This window comes from Luteimonas sp. Soil_C_16 (assembly GCF_057657295.1).
In genome coordinates this window covers 265,772-290,999 of the sequence record NZ_JBDGIS010000006.1, presented here as the reverse complement: position 1 = coordinate 290,999, position 25,228 = coordinate 265,772, and the positions used below count along the sequence as shown (strand labels likewise).

General features: G+C 66.6%; 22 protein-coding genes. 11 read left to right on the top strand and 11 right to left on the bottom strand.

All coding sequences use genetic code 11. The features are described 5' to 3' along the window. Nucleotides 1-110 precede the first annotated feature (110 nt). From AC3A5T_RS13330 to AC3A5T_RS13320, 3 genes are all read right to left on the bottom strand, one after another. Nucleotides 111-245: a hypothetical protein gene (locus AC3A5T_RS13330; protein ID WP_487628974.1), complete on the bottom strand. Its 135-nt coding sequence runs from the start codon at nt 243-245 to the stop codon at nt 111-113. A gap of 143 nt (nt 246-388) precedes the next feature. Further along, the gene (locus AC3A5T_RS13325; RefSeq protein WP_487628973.1) at nt 389-814 is read right to left on the bottom strand and encodes a c-type cytochrome; all 426 of its coding nucleotides are present in this window, start codon (nt 812-814) and stop codon (nt 389-391) included. A gap of 8 nt (nt 815-822) precedes the next feature. Then, nucleotides 823-1,212 (bottom strand): c-type cytochrome, encoded by a 390-nt coding sequence (locus AC3A5T_RS13320; protein WP_487628972.1) that lies wholly within the window; start codon nt 1,210-1,212, stop codon nt 823-825. 250 nt (nt 1,213-1,462) lie between these two features. Between AC3A5T_RS13320 and AC3A5T_RS13315 the strand changes: the two genes are divergently transcribed. The 4 genes from AC3A5T_RS13315 to AC3A5T_RS13300 all read left to right on the top strand — a co-directional run bounded on the left by AC3A5T_RS13315 (nt 1,463) and on the right by AC3A5T_RS13300 (nt 9,615). After that, a complete protein-coding gene (locus tag AC3A5T_RS13315; protein ID WP_487628971.1) occupies nt 1,463-2,584 on the top strand; it encodes an efflux RND transporter periplasmic adaptor subunit in 1,122 nt (373 codons plus the stop codon). Beyond that, entirely contained in the window at nt 2,584-6,090 is a 3,507-nt protein-coding gene (locus tag AC3A5T_RS13310; RefSeq protein WP_487628970.1) for an efflux RND transporter permease subunit, read from the top strand. The genes AC3A5T_RS13315 and AC3A5T_RS13310 overlap by 1 nt, the downstream gene beginning before the upstream one ends. After that, nucleotides 6,087-9,173, top strand: a complete 3,087-nt coding sequence (locus AC3A5T_RS13305; protein ID WP_487628969.1) for an efflux RND transporter permease subunit — start codon at nt 6,087-6,089, stop codon at nt 9,171-9,173. Before AC3A5T_RS13310 ends, AC3A5T_RS13305 begins: the two co-directional genes overlap by 4 nt. Nucleotides 9,174-9,306: 133 nt before the next feature. Further along, nucleotides 9,307-9,615: a hypothetical protein gene (locus AC3A5T_RS13300; protein WP_487628968.1), complete on the top strand. Its 309-nt coding sequence runs from the start codon at nt 9,307-9,309 to the stop codon at nt 9,613-9,615. Nucleotides 9,616-9,919: 304 nt separating this feature from the next. On the opposite strand, the gene AC3A5T_RS13295 is transcribed toward AC3A5T_RS13300, so the two are convergent. From AC3A5T_RS13295 to ykgO, 6 genes are all read right to left on the bottom strand, one after another. After that, nucleotides 9,920-11,140, bottom strand: a complete 1,221-nt coding sequence (locus AC3A5T_RS13295; protein ID WP_487628985.1) for a TraB/GumN family protein — start codon at nt 11,138-11,140, stop codon at nt 9,920-9,922. 16 nt (nt 11,141-11,156) lie between these two features. Then, on the bottom strand, nt 11,157-11,687 hold the full coding sequence (locus tag AC3A5T_RS13290) for an N-acetyltransferase family protein (protein ID WP_487628967.1): 531 nt from the start codon (nt 11,685-11,687) through the stop codon (nt 11,157-11,159). 5 nt (nt 11,688-11,692) lie between these two features. Further along, nucleotides 11,693-12,595 carry a carbon-nitrogen hydrolase gene (locus AC3A5T_RS13285; RefSeq protein WP_487628966.1) on the bottom strand — a complete coding sequence of 301 codons (903 nt, stop codon included), beginning with the start codon at nt 12,593-12,595 and terminating at the stop codon, nt 11,693-11,695. A 212-nt stretch (nt 12,596-12,807) separates the two neighbouring features. After that, nucleotides 12,808-13,863 carry an agmatine deiminase family protein gene (locus tag AC3A5T_RS13280; protein WP_487628965.1) on the bottom strand — a complete coding sequence of 352 codons (1,056 nt, stop codon included), beginning with the start codon at nt 13,861-13,863 and terminating at the stop codon, nt 12,808-12,810. A 4-nt stretch (nt 13,864-13,867) separates the two neighbouring features. Further along, nucleotides 13,868-14,206: a hypothetical protein gene (locus tag AC3A5T_RS13275; protein WP_487628964.1), complete on the bottom strand. Its 339-nt coding sequence runs from the start codon at nt 14,204-14,206 to the stop codon at nt 13,868-13,870. Between the two features lie 182 nt (nt 14,207-14,388). After that, nucleotides 14,389-14,514, bottom strand: a complete 126-nt coding sequence (ykgO, locus tag AC3A5T_RS13270) for a type B 50S ribosomal protein L36 (RefSeq protein WP_005913193.1) — start codon at nt 14,512-14,514, stop codon at nt 14,389-14,391. 116 nt (nt 14,515-14,630) lie between these two features. Here ykgO and cmk point away from each other — a divergent pair, with 116 nt between their 5' ends. From cmk to galU, 7 genes are all read left to right on the top strand, one after another. Further along, on the top strand, nt 14,631-15,308 hold the full coding sequence (cmk, locus tag AC3A5T_RS13265; protein ID WP_487628984.1) for a (d)CMP kinase: 678 nt from the start codon (nt 14,631-14,633) through the stop codon (nt 15,306-15,308). A gap of 254 nt (nt 15,309-15,562) precedes the next feature. After that, nucleotides 15,563-17,251: a 30S ribosomal protein S1 gene (rpsA, locus tag AC3A5T_RS13260; protein WP_232115175.1), complete on the top strand. Its 1,689-nt coding sequence runs from the start codon at nt 15,563-15,565 to the stop codon at nt 17,249-17,251. A gap of 62 nt (nt 17,252-17,313) precedes the next feature. Further along, nucleotides 17,314-17,616: an integration host factor subunit beta gene (locus AC3A5T_RS13255; protein ID WP_055248739.1), complete on the top strand. Its 303-nt coding sequence runs from the start codon at nt 17,314-17,316 to the stop codon at nt 17,614-17,616. A 182-nt stretch (nt 17,617-17,798) separates the two neighbouring features. Further along, nucleotides 17,799-18,977: a lipopolysaccharide assembly protein LapB gene (gene lapB, locus AC3A5T_RS13250; RefSeq protein WP_332077669.1), complete on the top strand. Its 1,179-nt coding sequence runs from the start codon at nt 17,799-17,801 to the stop codon at nt 18,975-18,977. Between the two features lie 12 nt (nt 18,978-18,989). Then, nucleotides 18,990-19,979: an MraY family glycosyltransferase gene (locus AC3A5T_RS13245; RefSeq protein ID WP_487628983.1), complete on the top strand. Its 990-nt coding sequence runs from the start codon at nt 18,990-18,992 to the stop codon at nt 19,977-19,979. 12 nt (nt 19,980-19,991) lie between these two features. Continuing rightward, nucleotides 19,992-21,902, top strand: coding sequence for a polysaccharide biosynthesis protein (locus AC3A5T_RS13240; protein WP_487628963.1), 1,911 nt, complete (start codon nt 19,992-19,994; stop codon nt 21,900-21,902). Beyond that, nucleotides 21,899-22,801, top strand: a complete 903-nt coding sequence (galU, locus tag AC3A5T_RS13235; protein WP_487628962.1) for a UTP--glucose-1-phosphate uridylyltransferase GalU — start codon at nt 21,899-21,901, stop codon at nt 22,799-22,801. The genes AC3A5T_RS13240 and galU overlap by 4 nt, the downstream gene beginning before the upstream one ends. Before the next feature lie 366 nt (nt 22,802-23,167). Here galU and tsf read toward each other — a convergent pair whose 3' ends face one another. Both tsf and rpsB read right to left on the bottom strand, forming a co-directional pair. Continuing rightward, a complete protein-coding gene (gene tsf, locus AC3A5T_RS13230; RefSeq protein ID WP_487628961.1) occupies nt 23,168-24,046 on the bottom strand; it encodes a translation elongation factor Ts in 879 nt (292 codons plus the stop codon). A 133-nt stretch (nt 24,047-24,179) separates the two neighbouring features. Further along, nucleotides 24,180-24,980 (bottom strand): 30S ribosomal protein S2, encoded by an 801-nt coding sequence (gene rpsB / locus AC3A5T_RS13225; protein ID WP_332077664.1) that lies wholly within the window; start codon nt 24,978-24,980, stop codon nt 24,180-24,182. Nucleotides 24,981-25,228 lie beyond the last annotated feature (248 nt).

The window sequence follows — 25,228 nt, the reverse complement described above, 5'->3', positions numbered from 1 at the left end:
CCCTCCGCTCCTCGCCTGACGCGGCACGCAGCCCAAACTCGCTGCGCTCAGACATGGGCTGCTCTTCGGCCACGCCAAGCTCCGGTGCTCGGCTCGCTCTACGGCTCGATTCAAGTCAAAGGCCGAAAGCCGAAGCCGAAGCCGAAGCCAGTGCCAATGCCAATGCCAATGCCAAAGCCAAAGCCGATGCCAAAGCCGAAGCCAAAGCCGAAGCCGAAGCCGAAGCCGAAGCTGAGCCAGAGCACAGAGACACAGGCACGCCTCGGAACCAGGCTGAGACCTGGTCAGATCGAATCAAGGAACGCCCCGTCGGGGCGCGACTGACGCATGCCCGCCGAAACGGACACACGACATCAAACGGCGCGAACACAGCGCCGCCGAAACGACCTCAGCGGTCGTGCGCCCCGCGCAGATCGCGCAGCTGACTCGGCTGCGCGGCGAAGTACGCGGCGAGATCGGCGATCTGCTGGTCGCTCAGGCCGGCGGCCTGCTGCGACATCAGCGCGTGTTCGCGGTCGCCGTCGCGGTAGGCCTGCAGCGAGTGGGCGAGGTAATCGCGGAACTGGCCGCCGATCTTGGGGTAGGTCGGATCGATCGGGACGTTGCCGCCGGCGCCGTGGCAGTCGATGCACGTCTGGCCGGTGGCCGCGCTCTTGACGTTGGCGGCCTGTTCGCCCGCTTCGGCGGTGCCCGACGGCAGACCGGCGGACGAGCTGCGCGCGGGCTGCGCCTCGGGATCGTGGGACTGGCCGCCGCAGGCGGCCAGCAGGCCGACGAGCACGAGGACGGGCAGGGCGCGGGCCGGACGGATCATGGCGCCGCTCACTTGGTCAGCTCAGAAAGGAAGGCGGCGATGTCGGCGATGTCCTGGTCGGTGAAGCTCTGCGCCTGCGCCTGCATCGTCGGGTGACGACGTGTGCCGCGCTTGTATTCGTGCAGGGCGTTGACCAGGTACTCGGGCGACTGGCCGCCGATCTTCGGCACGTGGTAGTGCGGATAGACGTTGCGGTAGCCGTCGACGCCGTGGCAGCCCTGGCAGGTATAGGTCAGCTGGCGACCGGTCTCGGCATTGCCGACCAGCGGCACATTGGCCGCCGTCGCTGCGGCCGCAGGCGCGGTCGGGGCGGCGGGTGCAGCGGCGTCCTGCGCGGATGCGCGCAGGACGGGCGAAGCAAGAACGAAGCAGGCGGCGAGCATCAGCAGTCGCGTCATCGGGTTATCCGCAATCCTGAATGGCTGAAGGTGCTGTCTGGGAAGCGTGATGCGATTGCGACCGACTGATGCGTTCTGCATGAACCGGTGCACAACCGGGCCAGTATAGCCACGGCCGCGTCGCAAACCCAATGCGCTGCAACATCGGCGCCGGACGCCGACCGGAGGTCACCATGACCTATGGCGCATTCGGTGTCATGCACTGGTGATATACCTTGCTACAACACCGTAGGGGTCACATCGAATCCACATGTCCACACCGCATGCCTTCGCGTCCACGGGACGCGTCCTGACTGGCGCCATTCTTCTGGCCGCCGCCCTTGGTCTGTCCGCGTGCAAGGGGGGTGGCGATGCCCAGGCCAAGCCTGCCGATGCGGCTGCGGCGCCGGTGCCGGTGGAAACGGAAGTGGTCGCGCGCCGCAGCGTGGCCGCCAGCTACGTGGGCACGGCCTCGCTGGAAGTGCCGCGCGGCGCCGACGTGGTCGCCAAGACCTCGGGCATCGCGCTCGAGGTGCTGGTCGAAGAGGGCGACACGGTGCGCGCCGGCCAGCCGCTGGTGCGGCTCGATCCCGACCGCGCACGTCTGGCCGTGCTGCAAAGCCGCGCCACGATGGGCAAGCTGGAGAACAGCTACCGCCGCGCGCAGCAGCTCGTGGGCCAGCAGATGATCAGCGCCAACGATCTCGACCAGATCAAGTTCGACCTCGATACCGCGCGCGCCCAGCACGAGATGGCGCAGCTGGAACTGTCCTACACCGCGGTGACCGCGCCGATCTCGGGCGTGATCTCGCAGCGCATGATCCGCACTGGCAACTTCGTGCAGATCAACACGCCGATCTTCAGCATCGTCGACAACGCGCGCATCGAAGCCACGCTCAACGTGCCCGAGCGCGAACTGCGCGTGCTCAAGCGCGGCCAGCCGGTGCGCCTGCAGGTCGATGCGCTGCCGGGCGAAAGCTTCGAAGGCGTGGTCGAGCGCGTCGCGCCGATCGTCGAATCGCGCAGCGGCACATTCCGCGTGGTCACCGCATTCGCCGGCAACGAGATGCTGCGCGCCGGCATGTTCGGCCGCATCCACATCGATTACGACCAACGCGCCGATGCGCTGGTGATTCCGCGCAGCGCGCTGCTCGACGAAGGCGACGAAACCGCGGTCTACACCGTACGCGACGGCAAGGCGGTGCGCGTCCCGGTGGAGCTGGGCTACATCGACGGCAACCTGATCGAAGTCCGCAGCGGCCTCGAAGACGGCGATCCGGTCGTCACGGCCGGCAAGGTCGCGCTGCGCGAAGGCAGCACGGTGCAGGTGATCGGTGAAGCGCCGGTCGCTGCAGCGCCTGCCGCCGCCGACGCCAAGAGCGACGCGAAGTAATGGCCGGCGCGCCGCACGACGGCCCCGCCGGCGACGGCCCGGCCGCGGATCCGCACGCCGCTCCGACGGGACGTTTCGATCTCGTCGAGTTCTCCACACGTCGTCGGGTGACGGTGTGGATGGTCGCGATCAGCATGATGCTGTTCGGCCTGATCGCGCTGACCAACCTCAAGGTCAATCTGCTGCCCGACCTCAGCTATCCCACGCTGACCGTGCGCACCGAGTACACCGGCGCGGCGCCGTCGGAGATCGAAACGCTGGTCAGCGAGCCGGTCGAAGAAGCCGTCGGCGTGGTCAAGGGCGTGCGCAAGCTGCGCTCGATCTCGCGCACCGGCCAGAGCGACGTGGTGCTGGAGTTCGCCTGGGGCACCGACATGGACCAGGCGAGTCTGGAGGTGCGCGACAAGCTCGAAACGCTGCAGTTGCCGCTGGAAGTCACGCCGCCGGTGCTGCTGCGCTTCAATCCCTCGACCGAGCCGATCCTGCGGCTCGCGCTGACCGCTGGCGAGAAGGGCGATGCCGTCGACGAACTCACGCGCATGCGTCGCTACGCCGACGACGACCTGAAGAAGAAGATCGAGCCCGTCGTCGGCGTGGCCGCGGTCAAGGTGGGTGGCGGTTTCGAAGATGAAGTGCAGGTCGAGCTCGATCTGCAGCAGATGGCGCGTATCGGTCTGCCGATCGAGAACGTCATCCAGCGCCTGCAGCAGGAGAACATCAACCTGTCCGGCGGCCGGCTCGACCAGGGCACGCAGCGCTACCTCGTGCGCACGGTCAACCAGTTCTCGAGCGTCGAGCAGATCGGCGAGATGCTGGTCGCCACGCAATCGGGCGGCGACAACAGTGCCGCGAACGCCGCGCAGCAGATGGCGGCGATCGCCGCGGCCAGCGGCTCACAGGCAGTGCTCGCGGCCGCGGCATCCGTGCAGAGCGCGTCTGGCGCGGGCAGCACGACGATCGCCGGCGGCCGCGCGATTCGTCTGCGCGACATCGCCACCGTGCGTCAGGGCTTCAAGGAACGCGAGAGCATCATCCGGCTCGGCGGCGCCGAGGCGGTGGAACTGGCGATCTACAAGGAAGGCGACGCGAACACGGTGTCGACCGCCGACGCGGTGCAGGCGCGTCTGGACGTCATCCGCAAGGAGCTGCCGCCGGACATGACGCTGACCGTCGTCGACGACCAGTCGAAGTTCGTGCGCGCCGCGATCCACGACGTGCGCACCGACGCGGTGATCGGCGGCACCCTGGCCGTGCTGATCATCTTCCTGTTCCTGCGCAGCGGCTGGAGCACGCTGGTGGTGAGCCTGTCGCTGCCGATCTCGATCATCACCACGTTCTTCTTCATGGACCAGCTGGGGCTGAGCCTCAACGTCATGTCGCTCGGCGGTCTGGCGCTGGCGACGGGACTGGTGATCGACGATTCGATCGTCGTGCTCGAAAGCATCGCCAAGGCGCGCGAGCGCGGGCTGGGTGTTCTGGAGGCCGCGATCACCGGTACCCGTGAGGTCGGCATGGCGGTCGTCGCGTCGACGCTGACGATCATTGCGGTGTTCCTGCCGCTGGTGTTCGTCGAAGGCATCGCCGGCCAGCTGTTCCGCGACCAGGCGCTGACGATCGCGATCGCGGTCGGCGTGTCGATGTTCGTCGCGTTGACGCTGATTCCGATGATGGCCTCGCTCAAGGGCCGTCCGCCGATGGCGTTTCCGGAAGAGGCGCCGCACCCGCAGTGGCATCCGGACAGCCGCTGGCAGAAGCCGCTGGCGGCGACCGGACGCGGCATCGGCGCCGGGTTCCGCGGCGTGCTGTTCGGCATCGCCTGGGTGGTCGTGCGGGTCTGGCGCTTCATCTCGGGCGGCAGCGGCCGGGTCATGGGCCGCGCCAGCGATCTGGCGATGGCGCCCTACAACCGCGCCGAGCGCAGCTACCTGAAGATGCTGCCGGCCGCGCTCGCGCGTCCCTGGCTGGTGCTGGGCACTGCGACCGCGGTGTTCGTGGTCAGCCTGCTGGCGGTGCCCCTGCTGGGCACCGACCTGATTCCGCAGCTGGCGCAGGACCGGTTCGAGATGACCGCCAAGCTGCCGCCCGGCACGCCATTGCGCGAGACCGACCGCATCATGCGCGAGGTGCAGCAGGCGCACACCGGCGATGACGGCGTCGAGCTGCTGTTCGGCGTCAGCGGCAGCGGCACGCGCCTGGATGCCAATCCGACCGAGAGCGGCGAGAACATCGGCAAGCTGAGCATCGTGATGAGCGGTGGCGGCAGTCGCGAGTTCGAAGCGCAGCAGACCGAGCGCCTGCGCGAGACGATGCAGAAGTATCCGGGTGTCGCGGTCGATTTCGCACGCCCGCAGATTTTCAGCTTCTCCACACCGCTGGAAATCGAACTGCGCGGGCAGGATCTCGAAGGTCTGGCCAAGGCCGGCCAGCGCATGTCCGAACTGCTGCGCGCCAATCCGCACTACGCCGACGTCAAGAGCACGGTGGAGCAGGGCTTTCCGGAGATCCAGATCGTGTTCGATCAGGAACGCGCCGGCGCCTTCGGCCTGACCACGCGTCAGATCGCCGATGCGGTGGTGCGCGCGGTGCGCGGCGAAGTGGCCACGCGCTACAACTTCCGCGATCGCAAGATCGACGTGCTGGTGCGTGCGCAGGAGAACGAACGCGATTCGGTCGACCGCATCCGCAACCTGATCGTCAATCCGGGCAGCGCATCGCCGGTGCGGCTCGATTCGGTGGCCGACGTGATCGCGACGGTCGGGCCGAGCGAAATCCACCGCGCCGACCAGGTCCGCGTGGCGGTGATCTCGGCGAACCTGCGCGGCATCGATCTGGGCGCTGCGGTGAGCGAAGTGCGGCAGATGGTGGCCGAGAATCCGCTCGGTCCCGAAGTCGGCATGCACATCGGCGGTCAGGGCGAAGAGCTCGCCGAGTCGATGCGTTCGCTGCTGATGGCGTTCGCGCTGGCGATCTTCCTGGTCTATCTGGTGATGGCCTCGCAGTTCGAATCGCTGCTGCATCCCTTCGTCATCCTGTTCACCATCCCGCTGGCGATGGTCGGTGCGATCGGCGGCCTGCTGCTGACGGGCAACACCATTTCGGTGGTCGCCTTCATCGGGTTGATCCTGATGGTGGGCCTGGTGGTGAAGAACGCGATCATCCTGATCGACAAGGTCAACCAGTTGCGCGAGGCCGGCGTGCCCAAGCGCGAGGCGCTGGTGGACGGTGCACGCTCGCGTCTGCGGCCGATCATCATGACCACGCTGTCGACGCTGTTCGGCTTCCTGCCACTGGCACTGGCCTTCGGTGACGGCGCCGAAGTGCGCTCGCCGATGGCGATCGTGGTGATGGGCGGTCTGGCGGTGTCGACCGTGCTCACCCTGCTGGTGATTCCGGTGGTCTACGACCTGCTGGATCGCAAGTCCGATGCCTACTACGCCGAACGCGGCCGACGTACGCGTCTTGGGGCAGCGGCCGATCGTCCCGACGCGGAGGCCAGCGCGACATGAGCATCGCCGAGCTGAGCCTGCGGCGCCCGGTCACCACCATCATGTGTTTCATCTCGATGGTGGTGATCGGACTGATCGCGTCGGTGCGCCTGCCGCTGGAAGCGCTGCCGGACATCTCGGCGCCGTTCCTGGTGGTGCAGCTGCCGTATACCGGCTCGACGCCGTCCGAGGCGGAGCAGAACTTGCTGCGCCCGGCGGAGGAAACGCTGGCCACGATGAGCGGCATCAAGCGTATGCGGGGGCAGGCGACTTCGGACGGCGCGTTCGTGTTTCTCGAGTTCAGCGACTGGGACCGCAACATCGCGATCAGCGCATCGGAAGCCCGCGAGCGCATCGATGCGATCCGCAGCGATCTGCCCGACGATTTCCGCCGTTACATGGTGCAGAAATTCTCCACCAGCGACCAGCCGGTGCTCCGCATGCGTCTGGCGGCGAACGTCGATCTGTCCGGCAGCTACGAGCTCATCGACCGCCAGCTCAAGCGCAGGCTCGAGCGCGTGCCCGGCGTGGCGCGCGTGGAGATCAACGGCGCGGCGCCGAACGAAGTCGAGATCGCGGTCCAGCCCGACCGTCTGACCGCACACGACATCGAGCTCAATGCACTGGCGACGCGTTTGCGCGCGTTGAACTTCTCGGTCTCCGCCGGACAGATTCTCGATGGCGGGCAGCGCTTGCGCGTGCAGCCGCTCGGCGAGATCGGGGATCTGCAGCAGTTGCGCGACCTCGTCATCAACCAGCAGGGCCTGCGTCTGTCGGACGTCGCCGACGTGCGCATGAAGCCGCAGCGCATGGACTACGGCCGCCGTCTGGACGGCCGCGCCGCGGTGGGCCTGGAGATCTACAAGGAGCGCGACGCGAACCTGGTCGAGGTGTCGCGGAACGTACTCGCCGAAGTCGAGGCCGCGCGCAGCGAGCCCGGGCTCGAAGGCATCGACGTCAAGGTCATCCAGAACATGGGCGACGAGGTCACGTCCTCGCTGCTGGAACTGGTGGAGGCCGGCGCGATCGGTCTGGTGCTGTCGATCATCGTGCTGTACTTCTTCCTGCGCCACTGGCCGTCGACGCTGATGGTCACGCTGGCGATTCCGATCTGTTTCATCATCACGCTCGGCTTCATGCACTTCTTCGACGTCACGCTCAACGTGCTGTCGCTGATGGGCTTGCTGCTCGCGGTCGGCATGCTGGTCGACAACGCCGTGGTGGTCGTGGAGAGCATCTACCAGGAACGCGAACGCATGCCCGACCAGCCGTGGCTGGCCTCGGTGCTGGGCACGCGCCATGTCGCGATCGCGCTGTCGGCCGGCACGCTGTGCCACTGCATCGTGTTCGTGCCGAACATGCTGGGCGAGACCAACAACATCAGCATCTTCATGAACCAGCTGGCGATCACCATTTCGGTGTCGCTGTTGGCTTCGTGGCTGGTCGCGGTGAGCCTGATCCCGATGATGTCGGCGCGCATGAAGACGCCGCCTGCCGTGGCCAGCCCGAACGGCTTAATCGCGCGCATGCAACGTCGCTACGCGCGCATCCTGCGCTGGTCGCTGGAGCATCGCGGCATCACCGTGCTCTCCATCCTGCTGGTGGTCGCGGTGAGTCTGGTGCCGATGACCAAGACCAAGTTCGACATGTTTGGCGACAGCGGCGGCGGCAAGGAAATCCAGATCTACTACCAGTGGAAGGGCAGCTACAACCTGCAACAGCGCTCCGACGAGGTCCTGCGTTTCGAGACCTTCCTCGACGAGAACCGCGAGACCTACCGGATCAAGCAGATCTATTCCTGGTTCGGCGAGGGCAACGACTCGGGCACGGTCGTGACCTTCAACGACGACGTCGGCGACACCAAGGCGCTGTCCGAAGCGATCAGCCAGGCCTTGCCGAAATCGGCGCGTGCCGAGGTCGGCGTGGGCGGCGGGCAGGGTGGCGGTGGTGGTGGTGGCCAAGGCGGACAGGGCGTGCAGGTGCAGCTGGTCGGTGACTCGACCCAGGTGCTGCGTGAACTCGCCGATGGCGTGATCCCGATGCTGTCTGCCAACCCCGCGCTGCGCGACGTGCGCGTCGAGGCGGGCGACCTCAACCAGGAACTCACCATCCGCGTCGATCGCGACCGCGCGGCCGCGTTCGGATTCAGTGCCGACCAGGTCTCCAGCTTCATCGGCCTGGCGCTGCGCGGCAGCCAGTTGCGCGAGTTCCGACGCGGCGAGGACGAAGTGCCGGTGTGGGTGCGTTTCGCCGGCGCCGAGCAGTTCAACCAGGCCGACATTGCCAGCTTCATGGTCCGCGCACCTGATGGCCGCAGCGTGCCGCTGACGAGTCTGGTGGAAATGCGGGTCGAGCCGTCCGCCAGTCGCATCAGTCGCAACGATCGTCAGACCTCGCTGACCCTGCAGGCCAATCTCGCCGGCGAAACCACGATGCCCGACGCCCGCAAGGCACTGGAGCAGGTGCTCGACACGGTCGCGTTCCCCGCGGGCTACGGCTACAGCTTCTCGGGCAGCGGCTTCGAGGACGACGCGGCGGCGAGCCGGCAGATGATGTTCAACCTGCTGATCGCGGTGATCATGATCTACGTGGTGATGGCGGCGGTGTTCGAATCGCTGCTGTTCCCGGCGGCGATCATGAGCTGCGTGGTGTTCTCGGTCTTCGGCGTGTTCTGGCTGTTCTGGCTCACGGGCACGTCGTTCACCGTGATGGCCTTCATCGGCATCCTCGTGCTGATGGGCGTGGTGGTGAACAACGGCATCATCATGGTCGAGCACATCAACAACCTGCGCCGGCGCGGCATGCCGCGACTGGAGGCACTTGTCGAAGGCAGTCGCGAACGTCTGCGTCCGATCCTGATGACGATGGGCACGGCGATCCTGGCGATGATTCCGATCTCGCTCAGCGACACCGTCGTGCTCGGCGGCCTGGCGTACTCGCCGATGGCCCGCGCGGTGGCAGGTGGTCTGGCGTTCTCGACGGTGGTCAGCCTGCTGTTCCTGCCGACGATCTACGCGATTCTCGACGACATGCGGCATGGCAGCGTGCGGTTGATCCGACGGGCGCGGGGTGTGCAGGGGGAGCTTGCTTCAGCGGCAGGCTGATACGCCTTTCCAGCATCCGGCGTCCATCGGGCGCCGGATGCTTCTTCAGCTTCAGCTTTCGCTTTTGCTTTGGCTTTGCCTTGGCTTCTGACTTGAATCGAGCCGTAGAGCGAGCCGAGCACCGGAGCCTGACGTGGCCGAAGAGCAGCCCATGTCTGAGCGCAGCGAGTTTGGGCTGCGTGCCGCGTCAGGCGAGGAGCATAGGGCACCGATGCGGCTTCATCGCATCGGCTCGCGTCCGGCGAAGGGGGTTTTTGGTTCCCTTTTTGGCCCGTCAAAAAGGAACTCGCACGCGCAGCGGGCGAAAGCTCTGTACTTGCTTGAGCTTCTTCGCTCGTCGCTTTACGACTTTGATGTTCAAGAAACAAGTCAATCGCGAGCGAAGATCAAAGACAGGGCTTCCGCGCTGTCGCGCGGCTTACTTTTGTCTTGGCAAAAGTAAGCAAAACCGTCTTCGCCGGACGCGATCCGCCGCGATACGGCCGCGGCGGTCCCCTGCGCTTCTCGGTCGGCGGGGCACGCAGCCCAAACTCGCTGCGCTCAGACACGGGCTGCTCTTCGACCCCGCCGCCCTGCGATGCTCGGCTCGCTTTACGGCTCGATTGAGATCAAAGGCCGAGGCCACTGCACAAGCCGCGGCAACAGCAACAGGAACAGCGCGAAGCCGAAAGCAGAGCTGCGAAGATCAGGCATTCTCCAGCGCGTGCAATTGAATCTCTCGACTAAGATCACGCGCCACGCGTGCGTCAGGTCAGCACCTTGCCGGCAATCCGCAACCCCGCCACCCACACCCCGATACTCGACCCGATATTGGCGAGCAGAAAGCTCAACAACGTGCGCGAGACGCGGTTGCGATACCAGCCGCGGACGGTACCGGCGTCGTCGCGCAGCGACATGAAATCGTTGTAGGCCGGCTTGCGCAGGTAAGCCTCGATCAGGCCGCTGAACAGACCGGGCGAGATGCCCGGCGGGCGGATCGGTTTGAGGGGCGCGGCGATCGCGGCGGCGAGGATGCCGAGCGGATGCGACAGCGCCGCCAGTGCGCCGAGCGCTGCGAAGCCGGCCGTGATCACGATCCATTCCTGGACCAGCTGGCGGCCGAGCTCGGCGCCGCCCTGGTAGTAACCCCAGCCGATCATCGCCAGGATCGCCAGCGTGATCGCGGTCATCACCCAGCGGACGCTTGTGCCCTTGGGCGCGTGTTCGAGTTCGGCGGTCGTGGCCGCGGGCGCCTGCGCATCGTCGGCAAGATGGCGCGCCAGACCGGCGAGATGGCCGGCGCCGACCACGGCCAGCACTTCGCGTGCAGTGCCGGCCTGCGCGCGCAGCTTCGCGGCCATGTAGCGGTCGCGCTCGGCGATGATCGCCTCGTAGAGTTCCGGGCTGCTCTTGGCGAATTCGCCGAAGCTCGATTCGAGCATGTCGCCCTGCTTGAGCTTCTCGATTTCCTCTTCGCCGAGTTCGTCGGAGGCCATCAGCCCCCCGAGCAGACTGCCGACCAGTTTCATGCGGCCGAAGAAGCCGAGCTTCTTCGACGCACGCTTGAACGTCAGACCGACGTCACGATCGATCAGCGCGACCGGCAGAGCGCGTTCGTGGGCCAGCGCGACCGCGCGCTTGAGCTCGGCGCCCGGCTCGATGCCGAGCTGTTCGGCGAGGCGGCGCTGGTATGCGGCGAGCGCGAGATTGGCGGCGAACAACGCGACGCGGCCCTTGCGGATCACGTCGACGAGATTGAGCTTGGCCAGCGCGTCCGGATCACTGATCGCCTGCAGACGCTGCGCGTCGAGTTCGACGGCGACCGCATCGAAGGCGCCACTGCCGATCGCGTCCTCGACGGCTTCCACGCTGACCCGCGACACGTGCGCGGTGCCGAGCAGGGTGTAGCGCACGCCGTCGCGTTCGACGATCGCGTGCGGTTGCGACTGCCAGGACGTGGCGCCATCGGGCGTCAGCGCGCCGGTCATCGGTTGGGTCATCGGGTCATTCGTCTTCAGGAGGAGTGGCGGCGCCGTCGCCGAGGGCGCGCTGCATCAGGATGGTGTCGAGCCAGCGTCCGTGCTTGCGGCCGGAGCCTGGCAGCACGCCGACGGTCTCGAAGCCGAGGCGCTGGTGGAACTGCACCGACGGTCCGTCAGACGGCGGGCCGATCACCGCCATCATCTGGCGGTAGCCGCGCTGCGTGCAGAGTTCGATCAGCCGCTCCATCAGCACGCGGCCGATGCCGTGGCCATGCTGCGCGTGTTCAACGTAGACCGAACTCTCGACGGTGAAGCGGTAGCCGATGCGCGTGCGGAATCCCCCGGCGTAGGCGTAGCCGGCGAACACGCCGTCGCGGATCGCAACGATGTAGGGATAGCCGGCCGACGTGATCGTCGACCAGCGCCGTCGCATCTCGTCCACGTCGGGCGCGTCGTACTCGTAGGTCGCCACGCCGTCCGCGACTTCGCGGCCGTAGAGCGCGGTGATGGCGTCGAAATCGGCTTCGACGGCGTCGCGGAGTTCGAGCGTCATCGGGATCAGTCGATGTAGCGCTTGAGCAGGTCGCCGTAGGCATCGATGCGGCGATCGCGCAGGAACGGCCAGATGCGGCGCACGTGTTCGCTGCGGCCCAGATCCACTTCGCAGGTCAGCACGGTCGGGTCGGTCCCCGCTTCGGCGAGGAACTCGCCCTGCGGGCCGAGCACGTGGCTGTTGCCCCAGAAGTCGATGCCCGACGCGCCGATCGGCGACGGCTCGTGGCCGACGCGGTTGCACGACAGCACCGGCAGGCCGTTGGCGACCGCATGGCCGCGATGGCTGAGAATCCAGGCATCGCGCTGGCGCTTCTTCTCGTCGTCGACGTCGGTCGGATCCCAACCGATCGCGGTCGGATACAGCAGCAGATCCGCACCCGCCAGCGCCATCAGACGCGCGGCTTCCGGGTACCACTGGTCCCAGCACACGAGCAGTCCGAGCCGGCCGACCGAGGTGTCGATCGGCTTGAAGCCGATGTCGCCCGGCGTGAAATAGAACTTCTCGTAGAAGCCCGGATCGTCGGGGATGTGCATCTTGCGGTACTTGCCCGCGGTGCTGCCGTCCGCGTCGAAGACCACGCCGGTGTTGTGGTACAGCCCGGCTGCACGGCGCTCGAACAGCGAGCTGACCAGCACGACCTTATGCTGCTTGGCCAGCGCGGCCAGGCGCTCGGTGCTCGGACCGGGAATCGGCTCGGCCAGATCGAATTCGTCGACCGACTCGTGCTGGCAGAAATACGCGCCGTTGTGCAGCTCCTGGAGCAACACGAGCTTCGCACCCTGTTTTGCCGCGTCGGCGACGCGCGCTTCGATGATCGACAGGTTGGCGTCGGCATTGCCGGCGCCCTGGTCGATGACGGCGCGCTCCTGGATCAGCGCGACAGGCAACGTGGTCTTGCGGGACATGGATTCGAACCCTCGGGGGATGACGACAATGCTAACGCGATGCGATGTGCGGGCAGATAAACGCCGCGACGCCCGCGGGTCGCATGCACGCTGGACTGCGTGCGACCTCCGCATCGCTCAGAGGTGATGCGCGCCTGGGCGTGCGCCTCCGGTTCCAGGCTGCGGCGCGCCACCCGAAATCCGCAGTGCGGACTTCGGGCGTGTGTCCCGCATCAGCCGGGGCGATCGTCGGCCAGCAGGCCGGCGGGCAGCTGCATGGTGATGCAGTGCAGGCTGCCGTTCTGCCAGATCAACGGGCGGCATGGCACCTGCACGATCTCGCGACCGGGATGCGCCTGCGCGAGCACGGCCGCTGCGGCGTCGTCGGCCGGGTCGCCATAGGCCGGCATCAGCACCGCGCCGTTGAGGATCAGGTAATTCGCGTAGCTCGCAGCGAGACGACGCCCGTCGTCGAGCACCGGCTGCGCCCATGGCAGCGGAAACAGGCGATACGGCGCGCCCTCGCGCGTGCGCAGCGCGGCGATCTCGTCGGCCATCGCCTGCAGCTCGACATGGTGCGGATCGGCGACGTCGTCGCAGGCCTGGAACACGATCGCGTCGTTCGGTGCGAAGCGGGCGAGGGTGTCGATGTGCGCGTCGGTGTCGTCGCCTTCCAGATAGCCGTGGTCGAGCCACAACACGCGGTCCTGTGCGAGCCAGTCCGACAGCTTCGCGGTCAGTGCGTCGCGCGGGGTGTCGGGGTGGCGCTCGTGCAGGCAGCGCCAGGTGGTCAGCAGCGTGCCGGCACCGTCGGTTTCGATCGCGCCGCCCTCGAGCGCGAAGTCGATCTCGCGTCGCTGCGCCTCGCCGGCGAACACGCCGGCGCCGTGCAGATGGCCGACCAGCAGATCGTCCTGGCTCGCATCGAACTTGCCGCCCCAGCCGGTGAAGCGGAAATCGTTGAGCACGAATGCGTCATCGCCACGTCGCAGCGAGATCGGGCCGGAATCGCGCAGCCAGGTGTCGTCGTAGGCCGCTTCGACGAAGCGCACGCGCGTCATGTCGATGCGGTTCGATGCCAGACGCACGTAGGCGTAGCTCTGGATGTCCTCGTCCGGCACGCAGATCACGACCGGCTGGAAGCGGGTGATCGCCGCGACCAGCGCGATGTACGTGTCTTCGACCTCGCCCAGGCGCGCGGCCCAGTCGGTGTCTTCGTTCGGCCAGGCGATCAGGATCGCGGACTGAGGTTCCCACTCCGCGGGGAAGCGCAATGCGTGTTCGGTCATGGACTCAACGGATGGCGGGCTTGGGGCCGATCTCCGACGCCGTGGCGCGGTTGGCGACGGTATCGATGACCCGGTTCCGCTCGAAATAGACGGTAAAGGTGGGGTAGACCCAGCGGTTGATCGTCGGCCACTGGCGCTTCTGGCCGCCACGCGGATCCATGCGCTCGGTGGGCACGCCGAAGCGGGCTTCGACATCGGCCATCGACATGCCGCGCGTCGGCACGCCGGTGGTGGCCTGCTTGGTGCGGTCGACGAGCAGCGTGTCTGCGGAGGCGGGCAGGCTGGCGAGCAGCGCGCAGCTCAGCGCGGTGCCTGCAAGGATCGAAGCGAAGGAACGCGACATGGCGGTGACTCCTGGGCAGGACAGCGATGGGATGGCTAGGCGCCGCAAGGGCGCACGCGCCTGTGTAGCAGAATTTGCGCGATGGTGATGCCGACGCGGAGCGATGGGCGCCCCAAACGAAGAAAGGCCGCATCGCTGCGGCCTTTCTCGCGTGCACACCGCTCGCGCGGCGGCAACGCGTCTTAGCGCTGACGCGCCTTGAAACGCGGGTTGGACTTGCAGATCACGAAGACCTTGCCGCGGCGACGCACTACCTTGCAATCGCGGTGGCGGGTCTTCGCCGACTTCAGGGACGACAGGACCTTCATGGTGAACCTCTGGGATGGGATACGAACAGCAAGCCGGCTATTCTAGCGGCTCTTTCCCCCACGATTCAAGCGCTTGGGTGTTCGCCCGCGGACATCCCCCGGCGCAGGAGATGCAGATGACGGCGACGGTGCCGGTTTTGACGATCGACGGGCCTTCGGGTTCCGGCAAGGGCACCATCAGCCGCGCGGTCGCGCAGCAGCTGGGTTGGCATTATCTCGATTCGGGCGCGCTGTATCGCGCAGTCGGCGTGGCGGCGGGCTGGGCTGATCTGGATCTCGACGACGGCGGCGCCCTGGTGCGCTGCACCTTCGACACGACCATCGCCTTCGACGAGAGCGGCGACGAGTTGCGGGTGTTGGTCAACGGCCACGACGCCACCGACGAGCTGCGGACCGAAACCGCAGGCGCTGCCGCCTCGGCGATTGCCGCGATTCCGGAAGTCCGCGCCGCGCTCAAGGACCGACAACGTGCATTCAGGGTGGCACCCGGCCTGGTCGCAGATGGCCGCGACATGGGCACGGTGATCTTTCCGGATGCGGGCTGGAAGGTGTTCCTGACCGCGAGCGCCGAGGAGCGGGCCGACCGGCGCTATAAGCAGTTGAAGAACAAGGGGGTTTCGGTGACAATGGACGGTCTGCTGCGCGAGATCCTCGCCCGCGACGCCCGCGATGCCAACCGTTCGGTGGCGCCGTTGCGGCCGGCCGAAGACGCCGTCCGGATCGACACCACCGGTCAGGGCATCGAGGCCGTCGTCGAACGGGTGCTCGCGTTGCTCCCCGCACGCAACGTTTGACCGGATTACACGGTCGGGCGTGCGCTGCAAGCCGCGGTGGTCCGCTCCGGGCCGCTTCGGCGTTGTTGAATGTGTGATGTGCCACCGCTGTATCGCTGCACCCATGTCGGTGTCCGGAATCGTTCCGGTCGCCGGTCCATTCACCTCAACACTCACGGCCCTGCAATCCCGCGACGGCCGACCAACGGGTGGACTGCCGGCATTCCGCGCTGACAAGCGCCGCCACGCAGTCTGAGTCAACCAGGTATCTACCAATGACCGAATCATTCGCAGAACTGTTCGAAGCCAGTCAGACCAATCTGGCCAAGCTCAAGCCGGGCTCCATCGTCACCGGCGTCGTCGTGCAGGTCCGCACCGACGTCGTCGTGATCAACGCCGGCCTGAAGTCGGAAGGCATCGTGCCGATCGAACAGTTCCGTAACGACGCCGGCGAGATCGACGTCGCGGAAGGCGACACCGTCAAGGTGGCGCTGGACTCGCTCGAGAACGGCTTCGGCGAGACCGTGCTGTCGCGCGAGAAGGCCAAGCGCGCCATGGTGTGGGACGAGCTGGAAGAAGCGCTCGAGAAGAACGAAACCATCACCGGCCGCATCAGCGGCAAGGTCAAGGGCGGTTTCACCGTCGACATCAAGGACGTCCGCGCATTCCTGCCGGGCTCGCTGGTCGACGTGCGTCCGGTCCGTGACCCGGTGTACCTCGAGGGCAAGGAGCTCGAGTTCAAGCTGATCAAGCTGGACCGCAAGCGCAACAACGTCGTCGTCTCGCGTCGCGCAGTCGTCGAGAGCGAGCATTCGGAAGAGCGCGAGCAGCTGATGGAGAAGCTGGTCGAGGGCGCGGTGCTCAAGGGCGTCGTCAAGAACCTGACCGACTACGGCGCGTTCGTGGACCTCGGCGGCATCGACGGCCTGCTGCACATCACCGACATGGCCTGGAAGCGCGTGCGCCATCCGTCCGAAGTCGTGGAAGTGGGCGCAGAGCTCGACGTCCGCGTGCTCAAGTACGACCGCGAGCGCAACCGCGTCAGCCTCGGCCTGAAGCAGCTGGGCGAGGATCCGTGGGACAACATCGCCCGCCGTTACCCGTCCAACACCCGCGTGTTCGGCAAGGTCTCCAACGTCACCGATTACGGCGCGTTCGTCGAGATCGAGCCGGGCGTCGAAGGTCTGGTGCACGTGTCCGAAATGGACTGGACCAACAAGAACGTCAACCCGTCCAAGGTGGTGCAGGTCGGTGACGAGCTCGAGGTCATGGTGCTCGACGTGGACGAAGAGCGTCGCCGCATCTCGCTGGGCATCAAGCAGGTCACCTCGAACCCGTGGGAGACCTTCGCGGCCATCCACAAGAAGGGCGACAAGGTCGACGGCCAGATCAAGTCGATCACCGACTTCGGCATCTTCATCGGCCTGGACGGCGGTATCGACGGCCTGATCCACCTGTCGGACATCGCGTGGAACTCCACCGGCGAAGACGTGGCACGCGCGTTCAAGAAGGGCGACACCGTCGAAGCCGTCGTGCTGGCGGTCGATCCGGAGCGCGAGCGCATCTCGCTGGGCGTCAAGCAGCTCGAGCAGGACCCGATGGGTCAGTTCATGGCGACCACGCCGCGCGGTTCGAAGGTCACCGGCACCGTCAAGGAAGTCGATGCCAAGGGCGCCGTCGTGGACCTGGGTGAAGGCGTGGAAGGCTATGTGCAGGCGCGTGACATCAGCGACCAGCGCATCGACGATGCCAGCCAGCACCTGAAGGTCGGTCAGGAAATCGAGGCCAAGTACTTCGGCGTCGACCGCAAGACCCGCGTCCTGCAGCTGTCGATCAAGGCGAAGGACGAGGCGGAAACCGCCGAGACCCTGGCCGAGTACAACAAGCAGGCTTCGGAAGCGTCGAGCGGCACCACCAAGCTGGGCGCGCTGCTGCGCGAGCAGCTGGGCAACAAGGGCGAGTAAGCCCGGTCAGCGCCGGCCCGGGTCCGCCCGGGCCGGCGCTTTCGCATCTGCAAGAACGAGACATGACGAAGTCGGAACTCATCGAACTGCTGACCCAGCGCCAGGCGCACCTCAAGGGCGAGGACGTCGACCTGTCGGTCAAGGCCATGCTCGAGATGATGGGCGGGGCCCTTGCGGCCGGCGATCGCATCGAGGTCCGCGGTTTCGGCAGCTTCTCGCTGCACTTCCGTCCGCCGCGCACCGGACGCAACCCGAAGACCGGCGACGCCGTTGCGCTTCCGGGCAAGCACGTGCCGCATTTCAAGCCGGGCAAGGAACTGCGCGATCGCGTCAGCGACGTACAGCCGATGCCGGCCGAAGACTGACCGCCACACGGCGGTCCCATTTTCTTTTCCACGCCTCTGCGGATCGCCGCATGGTTGGCGTGCAGGATCGGCAAGCGGGTAGGATCGTCGACGCACCGTCGGCGGGGCGCGCATCGCGCCGTGATGTCCATCGCCGGCCCGGGTCGCGCGTTCGCGGCCGATCCATCGATGGAGCGTGATCCATGGCGTTTGTGACCGAGTGGTTCTGGTTCTTCCTGTTGCTGCCGATCGCGGCCCTCAGTGGCTGGGTGATCGGTCGCCGCGGCGGCGAGCGCCACAGCGATACCCAGGTCAGCCGTCTGTCGACGACGTATTTCCGCGGTCTCAACTATCTGCTCAACGAGCAGCCGGACAAGGCGATCGAACTGTTCCTGCACATCGCGGAGCTCGACAAGGACACCTTCGAAACCCAGGTCGCGCTCGGGCATCTGTTCCGGCGCCGCGGCGAAGTCGATCGCGCGATCCGCCTGCACCAGGGGCTGGTGCAGCGGCCCGATCTCAACGACCAGCAGAAAGTCCAGGCGCTGCTCGCGCTGGGCGAGGACTACATGAAGTCCGGTCTGCTCGATCGCGCGGAGACGGTGTTCTCCGATCTCGCGCGGATCGACCAGCGTGCGCCGCAGGCGCTGCGGCATCTGATCGGCATCTACCAGTCGGAACGCGACTGGCCGAAGGCCATCGAGAACGCCACGCGCTACGAGACCGCGACGGGCGAGCCGATGGGCAAGCTGATCGCACAGTTCGAGTGCGAGCTCGCCGACCGCCTGCGTTCGGCCGGGGACACCGATGCGGCGCGCAGCGCGGTCCAGCGTGCGTACGCGGCGGATTCGGGCTCGGTGCGCGCCGGTATCCTGGAAGGACGCATCGAGATCGATGCCGGCAACGATCAGGCCGCGATCCGCGCGTTCGAGCGCGCCGCGCGTCACGACACGGACTTCCTGCCCGAGATCCTCGCGCCACTGCTGGCGGCGTACGAACGCGTCGGCGACGTGCCTGGCGCGCGCAACTTCCTGTCGCAGATGACCGAGCACTACAAGGGTGTCGCGCCGGTCCTGGCGCTGACGCGCCTGGTCGAGCAGGAGGAGGGCGTGCACGCGGCGCGCACCTACCTCGCGCGCCAGCTCAAGGATCGCCCGTCGGTGCGCGGCGAAGCGGCCCTGATCGATCTGACGTTGGCCGACGGCGTCGACCATGTCGGCACGCTGCAGGAGCTGCGCCTGATCACCGAGCAGCTGCTGGTGCGCAATCCCAGCTACCGGTGCAAGCAATGCGGTTTCGGTGCGCGTAGCCACCACTGGCAATGTCCCAGCTGCAAGGAGTGGGGCACGATCAAGCCGCTGCTCAACTACGCCGTGGTCTGAGTGCAGGCACCCCTGTCCTTGATCGCGACGCTGTGTGTCGCTGCGTGTCTGGCCGCGCTCGCATTGACGGCGCTGGCGCGTCGATACGCGCTGGCTCGGCAGCTGGTCGATACGCCCGGCGAGCGTCGCAGCCACGCGGTAGCGACGCCGCGGGGAGGCGGTATCGCGATCGTCGCGGTCGTGCTGCCTGCGATGATCTGGCTGGGCATCGCGGGCAAGAGCCTGTCGCCCGTGTTCCTGTCCGGCGCCTGCGGCCTCGCGCTGGTCGCCGCGATCGGCTGGCTCGACGACCATCGCCCGCTGTCCCCTTGGGGGCGGCTGGCGGTGCATCTCCTCGCCGCCGCGCTGCTCGCCGTCGGCGTTGCGTGGGCCGGGCAGCCTGCATGGTGGGCGATCGTGGTCATGGTGCTTGCGCTGGGCCTGATCAACGTCTGGAACTTCATGGACGGGATCAACGGTCTGGCCGCGACGCAGATGATCCTCGTCGCGTTGGGATTGCTGCTGCTCGGGCTGGTGGGCGAGGGCGCAGTCCTGGCCTGCATCGTCGCTGCGGCCTGTGCAGGCTTTCTGCCGTTCAATTTCCCCACTGCGCGGATCTTTCTGGGTGACGTCGGCAGCGGCGCATTGGGATTGCTCGCGGCCTGCCTGATCGCGTCCGCTCCGGCACCTGATCCGATAGCTTCGCTGCCGTGGCTGCTGCCCCTCAGCGCCTTCCTGATTGACGCGGCTTTGACATTGCTGTCCCGCATCATCCGCGGCGAACGGTGGTGGACGCCGCATGTACAGCATGTGTACCAGCGGTGTGTGCAGGCGGGGCACAGCCACGCTGTCGTGACAGGTGGCTATGCCGCCTGGACGTTGCTGTCGATTCTGGTCGCCATTTCGATCGCAGGCGCGCCGCAACCCGTTATCATCGGAGCCTTCGCCACGTGGTATCTGCTCGGTGTCACCATCTGGCTCATTTTCCGTATCCGGCATACGCGCCGGATGCGCCTGTCGTAAGGAAGCGGCTGGATGATTGACCTCAAGGCCAGGATCGGCGTCCTGGGGCCTCGTGTGGCCGTGGTGCTGCACGATCTGACCATGGTCTGGCTGTGCTGGATCGGCCTCCACCAGTTCCGTCACTCGGTGATGGAAAGCTCGCCGACATTCGCATTCTGGTCGCCCGAGATCGCGCTGATCCTGCTCGCGCAGGGCCTGATCTTCTGGCGCGTCGGCCTGTATCGCGGCGTCTGGCGATTCGCCAGCGTTCCAGATCTGATGAACATCGTGAAGGCCTCTGTCCTGGGCTTGCTCACGATCATGCTGGTGCTGTTCGTCTACAACCGGCTCAATCTGGTGCCGCGGACCGTCCTGATCACGTATCCGCTGCTGCTCGCAGCCTTGCTGGGGATGCCGCGCCTGCTGTATCGCGCGTGGAAGGATCACGGCATGACCCGGACCAGCCAGTCCGCGGTCCGGGTGCTGATCCTGGGCGCCGGACAGGCGGGCGAGACGCTGGTGCGGGACCTGCGACGCACGGGTGCCTACGACCCGGTCGGCTTCCTCGACGACGCGCCGAAGCTGCGTGGCAGCCAGTTGCAGGGCGTGCCGGTGCTGGGCCGTATCCAGGATCTCGAGAAACTGGCGCCGGAGACGGCCGCGAAGTTGCTCGTGATCGCGATGCCGTCTGCGGATGCCGTCGCGATGCGCAAGGTCGTCGAAGCATGCGAACGCACCGGGCTTCCGTTCCGCACGGTGCCCAAGCTCGACGATCTGCTCGAAGGCCGATCGCTTCCAGGCGAACTCAAGGAAGTCGCGATCGAAGACCTGCTGGGTCGCAAACCCGTCATGCCCGACTGGAAGGCGATCCGCGCGTGGTTGCGCGGCCGCAGCGTGCTGGTGACCGGTGCAGGTGGATCGATCGGGTCCGAGCTGTGTCGCCAGTGCGCGCGCAACGGGACGGCGCAGATCGCGCTGGTGGAGATGGACGAGCTCGCGCTGACCCGGATCGAGAGCGAGTTGCGTCGCGATTTCCCGCGGATCACCCTGGTCCCGGTCTTGGGCGACTGCGGCGATACCGCGGTGATCGAGCATGCCATGCGGTTATCCGCGCCGGACGCGGTATTTCATGCCGCTGCGTACAAGCAGGTGCCGGTGCTCGAAAATCAGCTTCGCGAAGGTGTGCGTAACAATGTGCTTTCAACGCGTACAGTCGCGCATGCGGCGATTGATCATAAGGTCAGCACGTTCGTTCTGATCTCCACGGACAAGGCGGTCGATCCAGTCAATGTGCTCGGTGCGACCAAGCGTCTGGCCGAGATGGTCTGCCAAGATCTGGCGGTGGGCGCATCCACCGATTTCATCACCGTGCGATTCGGCAACGTGCTCGATTCGGCCGGCAGCGTCGTGCCGTTGTTCCGCGAGCAGATCCGTCGCGGCGGGCCGGTGACCGTGACCGATCCCGAGGTCACCCGCTACTTCATGACGATTCCAGAGGCCTGCCAGCTGATCATGCAGTCGGTGGCGATCGGCTCGGCTCAGGCGGTGTATACGCTCGACATGGGCGAGCCGGTCTCGATCCGCCTGCTGGCCGAGCAGATGATCCGCCTGGCCGGCAAGCACCCCGACCAGGATGTCGCAATCGTCTATTCCGGTCTGCGTCCGGGCGAGAAGCTGCACGAAACCCTGTTCCATGCCGACGAACGGTATCGCCCGACCACGCATCCGAAGATCCTGCTCGCCGAAGCACGCACCGTGCACGCGGAGCGGCTCGCGGCGGCGCTGGTGAAACTGTCGGACGGCGTCGCACGCTACGACTTGGACTTGCTCGCCGCCTCGTTGCGCGAAGCGGTGCCCGAGTTCGCGCCGCTGCAATCGCGGTCCACACACAACGAGGGTGCGACGATCGTCGCGTTCCCCCCACGACACGCGAGACATACATGACGCAGAGGATCCGCAAGGCGGTGTTTCCCGTTGCAGGACTCGGGACGCGCTTCCTGCCGGCGACCAAGACGGTACCCAAGGAAATGCTGCCGATCGTTGATCGGCCCCTGATCCAGTACGCGGTGGACGAGGCGATCGAGGCGGGCTGCGACACCCTCGTCTTCGTGACCAACCGTTACAAGCACGCGATCGGCGACTACTTCGACAAGGCCTACGAGCTCGAGGATCGCCTCGAAGCGGCCGGCAAGCACGAACTCCTGGAGAAGGTCCGGCGTCCTCTGCCTGACGGCGTGCAGGCGATCTTCGTCACCCAGCCCGAAGCGCTCGGTCTCGGTCATGCCGTGCTGTGCGCACGTGCGGTCATCGGCGACGAGCCGTTCGCGGTGATGCTGCCGGACGACCTGCTGTGGAACCGCAATGGCGCGGGCGCGTTGCGTCAGATGGCGGATGCGCACGAGGCCACCGGCGCGAGCATGATCGCCGTGCAGGACGTGGCGCGCGAGCAGACCGCCAGCTACGGCATCGTGGCGACCGACGCGTTCGAAGGCCGCCATGGGCGTATCAATGCGATGGTCGAGAAGCCCAAGCCCGAGGATGCCCCCAGCACGCTGGCCGTGGTCGGTCGCTACGTGCTCGATGGCCGCATCTTCGAATTGCTCGAGAACACCAGGCCGGGTGCGGGTGGCGAGATCCAGCTGACGGACGCGATCGCGGCGCTTCTCGCCGAGCAGCCGGTGCACGCGTATCGCTTCAAGGGCGTCCGTTTCGACTGCGGTACCCATCTGGGCTTGATCGAGGCGACGATCCGCTACGCGCTCGACAACGAGAAGCTCAGCGAGCCGGCGGCCGTGCTGATGCGCAATGCACTCCAGGAACTTGGCGTTCGCGAGCTGGAGTAACGCACGTCTTCACGCGGCGATGGAGACGCCCGGTTCCGCCGGGCGTTTTCGTATCCGCGTGTTTCGACGTGGTGTTCCCCGATCTGCCGCGAGACGTATCGGAGGGATGCAGTCGCCGCCGCGCTGTAACTGGAGTCGGCAGCGGCAATCACTCTGACGTCCGAGCGCCGCGAGATCGACGTTGCGTTTCGCCGGCGACACGCGACGGACAACGCGCTGGCGTGCCGTCCCTCGATCGGGCGTCATCAGCACGCCTCCCGCTGTGTTTCCGACGCACACGCAAAAAGAAACGCGCCCTTGCGGGCGCGTTTTGGGATCAGGCCACACCGTCGACGCCGCGGCGTCGAACGGATGCGCGGTGATCGATCAGGCCAGACCAGCCTGCTTCATCACTTCGGCGGCGTAATCCTCGACCACCTTCTCGATGCCTTCGCCGACGGCCAGACGCTGGAAGCCGATCACTTCGGCACCGGCGGCCTTGAGCACGGCTTCGACGGTCTTGTCGGTGTCGAGCACGTAGGGCTGGCCGTAGAGCGTGACCTCGTTAACGATCTTGTTGATCTTGCCGCTGATGATCTTCTCGAGGATGTCGGCCGGCTTGCTCTTGTCCTTTTCGGACATCTTGGCCAGCTCGATTTCCTTTTCCTTCTCGACGAACTCGGTCGGCACGTCGCTCGTCTTGTTGTAGGGCGGGTTCATCGCGGCGACGTGCATCGCCAGGCCGCGCGCCAGCTCGACATCGCCACCCTTGAGCTCGACCAGCACGCCGATACGGCCACCGTGGACGTAGGCCGCCACGTTGTTCGTGCTTTCGACGCGGACCAGGCGACGGATCTGCAGGTTCTCGCCGACCTTTGCGATGACCGCGGCGCGGATTTCTTCGATCGTCTCGCCGGACTCGACCTTGGCGGCCTTCAGTGTGTCGGCATCGGCAGCGCCGGACGCCAGCGCGGTCTGGGCGACGACGTCGGTGAAGCGCAGGAAGTTGTCATCCTTGGCGACGAAGTCGGTCTCGGAGTTGATCTCGACCAGCACGGCGACGCTGTCGTTCTGCGCAGCCGCGATGCGGCCTTCGGCGGCGACGCGGTCGGCCTTCTTGTCGGCCTTGGCCAGACCGGACTTGCGCAGCGCCTCGGCGGCGGCGTCGATGTTGCCGCCGGTTTCGCTGAGCGCCTTCTTGCATTCCATCATGCCGGCGCCGGTGCGCTCGCGCAGTTCCTTGACCAGGGATGCGGTGATTTCCATTGGAGACCTCTGAATTCGGGGATTGTCGTGCGGGCCGGGGCCCGCCTCACGGAATCGACGCCGATGGCGCGGGGAACCGCGCACGGCGTGATGCGCGCACCGTCCAGCATGGACGGTGCGCATGTCGCGGCGATTACTCGGCCGCGGGTGCTGCGGCAGCGGCGTCGTCGGCCTTCTTGCCGCGCGGCGCGCGGGCCGGCTTCTCGCCGCCTTCTGCGAACTCTTCCTCGCGCACGGTCGCCGCGCTCGGGGTCGCCGCCTTGCCTTCCAGCACGGCATCGGCCGCGGCGTTCGCGTACAGCTGCACGGCGCGGATGGCGTCGTCGTTGCCCGGGATCGCGTAGTCGACCAGGGCCGGATCGTAGTTCGTGTCGACGACCGCGATCACCGGGATGCCGAGCTTCTTGGCTTCCTTGATGGCGATGTCTTCATGGCCGATGTCGATGACGAACAGCGCGTCGGGCAGACGGTTCATTTCCTTGATGCCGCCCAGCGAGGCTTCCAGCTTCTCGCGCTCGCGGCGCAGGCCCAGCACTTCGTGCTTGACCAGCTTCTCGAACGTGCCGTCGGTCTCGGCCGCTTCCAGTTCCTTCAGACGCGACACCGACTTCTTCACCGTCGCGAAGTTGGTCAGCGTGCCGCCGAGCCAGCGCTGGGTCATGAACGGCATGCCGCAACGCTCGGCTTCTTCGCGGATCGCTTCGCGGGCGCTGCGCTTGGTGCCGATGAACAGGATCATGCCGCGCTTCTGCGCGATGCCCGAGATGAAGTTCATCGCGTCGTTGAACAGCGGAACGGTCTTCTCGAGATTGATGATGTGGATCTTGCCGCGCGCGCCGAAGATGTACGGACCCATCTTCGGGTTCCAGTAACGGGTCTGGTGGCCGAAATGGACGCCTGCTTCGAGCATCTGGCGCATGGTGATCTGGGGCATGGTGGAACTCCTGACAGTGGAACCGGCCGCCACGGGTAGGTATGGGCGGTTGCGCCGCGCATGGCGGGGCAGTGGTTCCGGGGTTGAGCCTCCCTGGCGCCTCCGTGACCGAACCTCTTGCGAGGCACCCCGGCACGGGCTGTTGCGGCAGGTGTGGATTTGCCGATGACGCCCGGCATTGGCGACCCGATGCACCGGGCAGCCGCCGATGATACGCCACGTCGGAAGCCGGGACAATCGCCCGGCCG

What these genes read in the sequence shown, in the direction of transcription:
- AC3A5T_RS13305 (WP_487628969.1), top strand. Translation starts at nt 6,087, where the DNA reads ATGAGCATCGCCGAGCTGAGCCTGCGGCGCCCGGTCACCACCATCATG.
- ykgO (WP_005913193.1), bottom strand. Translation starts at nt 14,514, where the DNA reads ATGAAGGTCCTGTCGTCCCTGAAGTCGGCGAAGACCCGCCACCGCGAT.
- AC3A5T_RS13280 (WP_487628965.1), bottom strand. Translation starts at nt 13,863, where the DNA reads ATGACCGAACACGCATTGCGCTTCCCCGCGGAGTGGGAACCTCAGTCC.
- AC3A5T_RS13275 (WP_487628964.1), bottom strand. Translation starts at nt 14,206, where the DNA reads ATGTCGCGTTCCTTCGCTTCGATCCTTGCAGGCACCGCGCTGAGCTGC.
- cmk (WP_487628984.1), top strand. Translation starts at nt 14,631, where the DNA reads ATGACGGCGACGGTGCCGGTTTTGACGATCGACGGGCCTTCGGGTTCC.
- AC3A5T_RS13290 (WP_487628967.1), bottom strand. Translation starts at nt 11,687, where the DNA reads ATGACGCTCGAACTCCGCGACGCCGTCGAAGCCGATTTCGACGCCATC.
- lapB (WP_332077669.1), top strand. Translation starts at nt 17,799, where the DNA reads ATGGCGTTTGTGACCGAGTGGTTCTGGTTCTTCCTGTTGCTGCCGATC.
- galU (WP_487628962.1), top strand. Translation starts at nt 21,899, where the DNA reads ATGACGCAGAGGATCCGCAAGGCGGTGTTTCCCGTTGCAGGACTCGGG.
- tsf (WP_487628961.1), bottom strand. Translation starts at nt 24,046, where the DNA reads ATGGAAATCACCGCATCCCTGGTCAAGGAACTGCGCGAGCGCACCGGC.
- AC3A5T_RS13325 (WP_487628973.1), bottom strand. Translation starts at nt 814, where the DNA reads ATGATCCGTCCGGCCCGCGCCCTGCCCGTCCTCGTGCTCGTCGGCCTG.
- AC3A5T_RS13320 (WP_487628972.1), bottom strand. Translation starts at nt 1,212, where the DNA reads ATGACGCGACTGCTGATGCTCGCCGCCTGCTTCGTTCTTGCTTCGCCC.
- rpsA (WP_232115175.1), top strand. Translation starts at nt 15,563, where the DNA reads ATGACCGAATCATTCGCAGAACTGTTCGAAGCCAGTCAGACCAATCTG.
- AC3A5T_RS13295 (WP_487628985.1), bottom strand. Translation starts at nt 11,140, where the DNA reads ATGACCGGCGCGCTGACGCCCGATGGCGCCACGTCCTGGCAGTCGCAA.
- AC3A5T_RS13315 (WP_487628971.1), top strand. Translation starts at nt 1,463, where the DNA reads ATGTCCACACCGCATGCCTTCGCGTCCACGGGACGCGTCCTGACTGGC.
- rpsB (WP_332077664.1), bottom strand. Translation starts at nt 24,980, where the DNA reads ATGCCCCAGATCACCATGCGCCAGATGCTCGAAGCAGGCGTCCATTTC.
- AC3A5T_RS13240 (WP_487628963.1), top strand. Translation starts at nt 19,992, where the DNA reads ATGATTGACCTCAAGGCCAGGATCGGCGTCCTGGGGCCTCGTGTGGCC.
- AC3A5T_RS13255 (WP_055248739.1), top strand. Translation starts at nt 17,314, where the DNA reads ATGACGAAGTCGGAACTCATCGAACTGCTGACCCAGCGCCAGGCGCAC.
- AC3A5T_RS13285 (WP_487628966.1), bottom strand. Translation starts at nt 12,595, where the DNA reads ATGTCCCGCAAGACCACGTTGCCTGTCGCGCTGATCCAGGAGCGCGCC.
- AC3A5T_RS13310 (WP_487628970.1), top strand. Translation starts at nt 2,584, where the DNA reads ATGGCCGGCGCGCCGCACGACGGCCCCGCCGGCGACGGCCCGGCCGCG.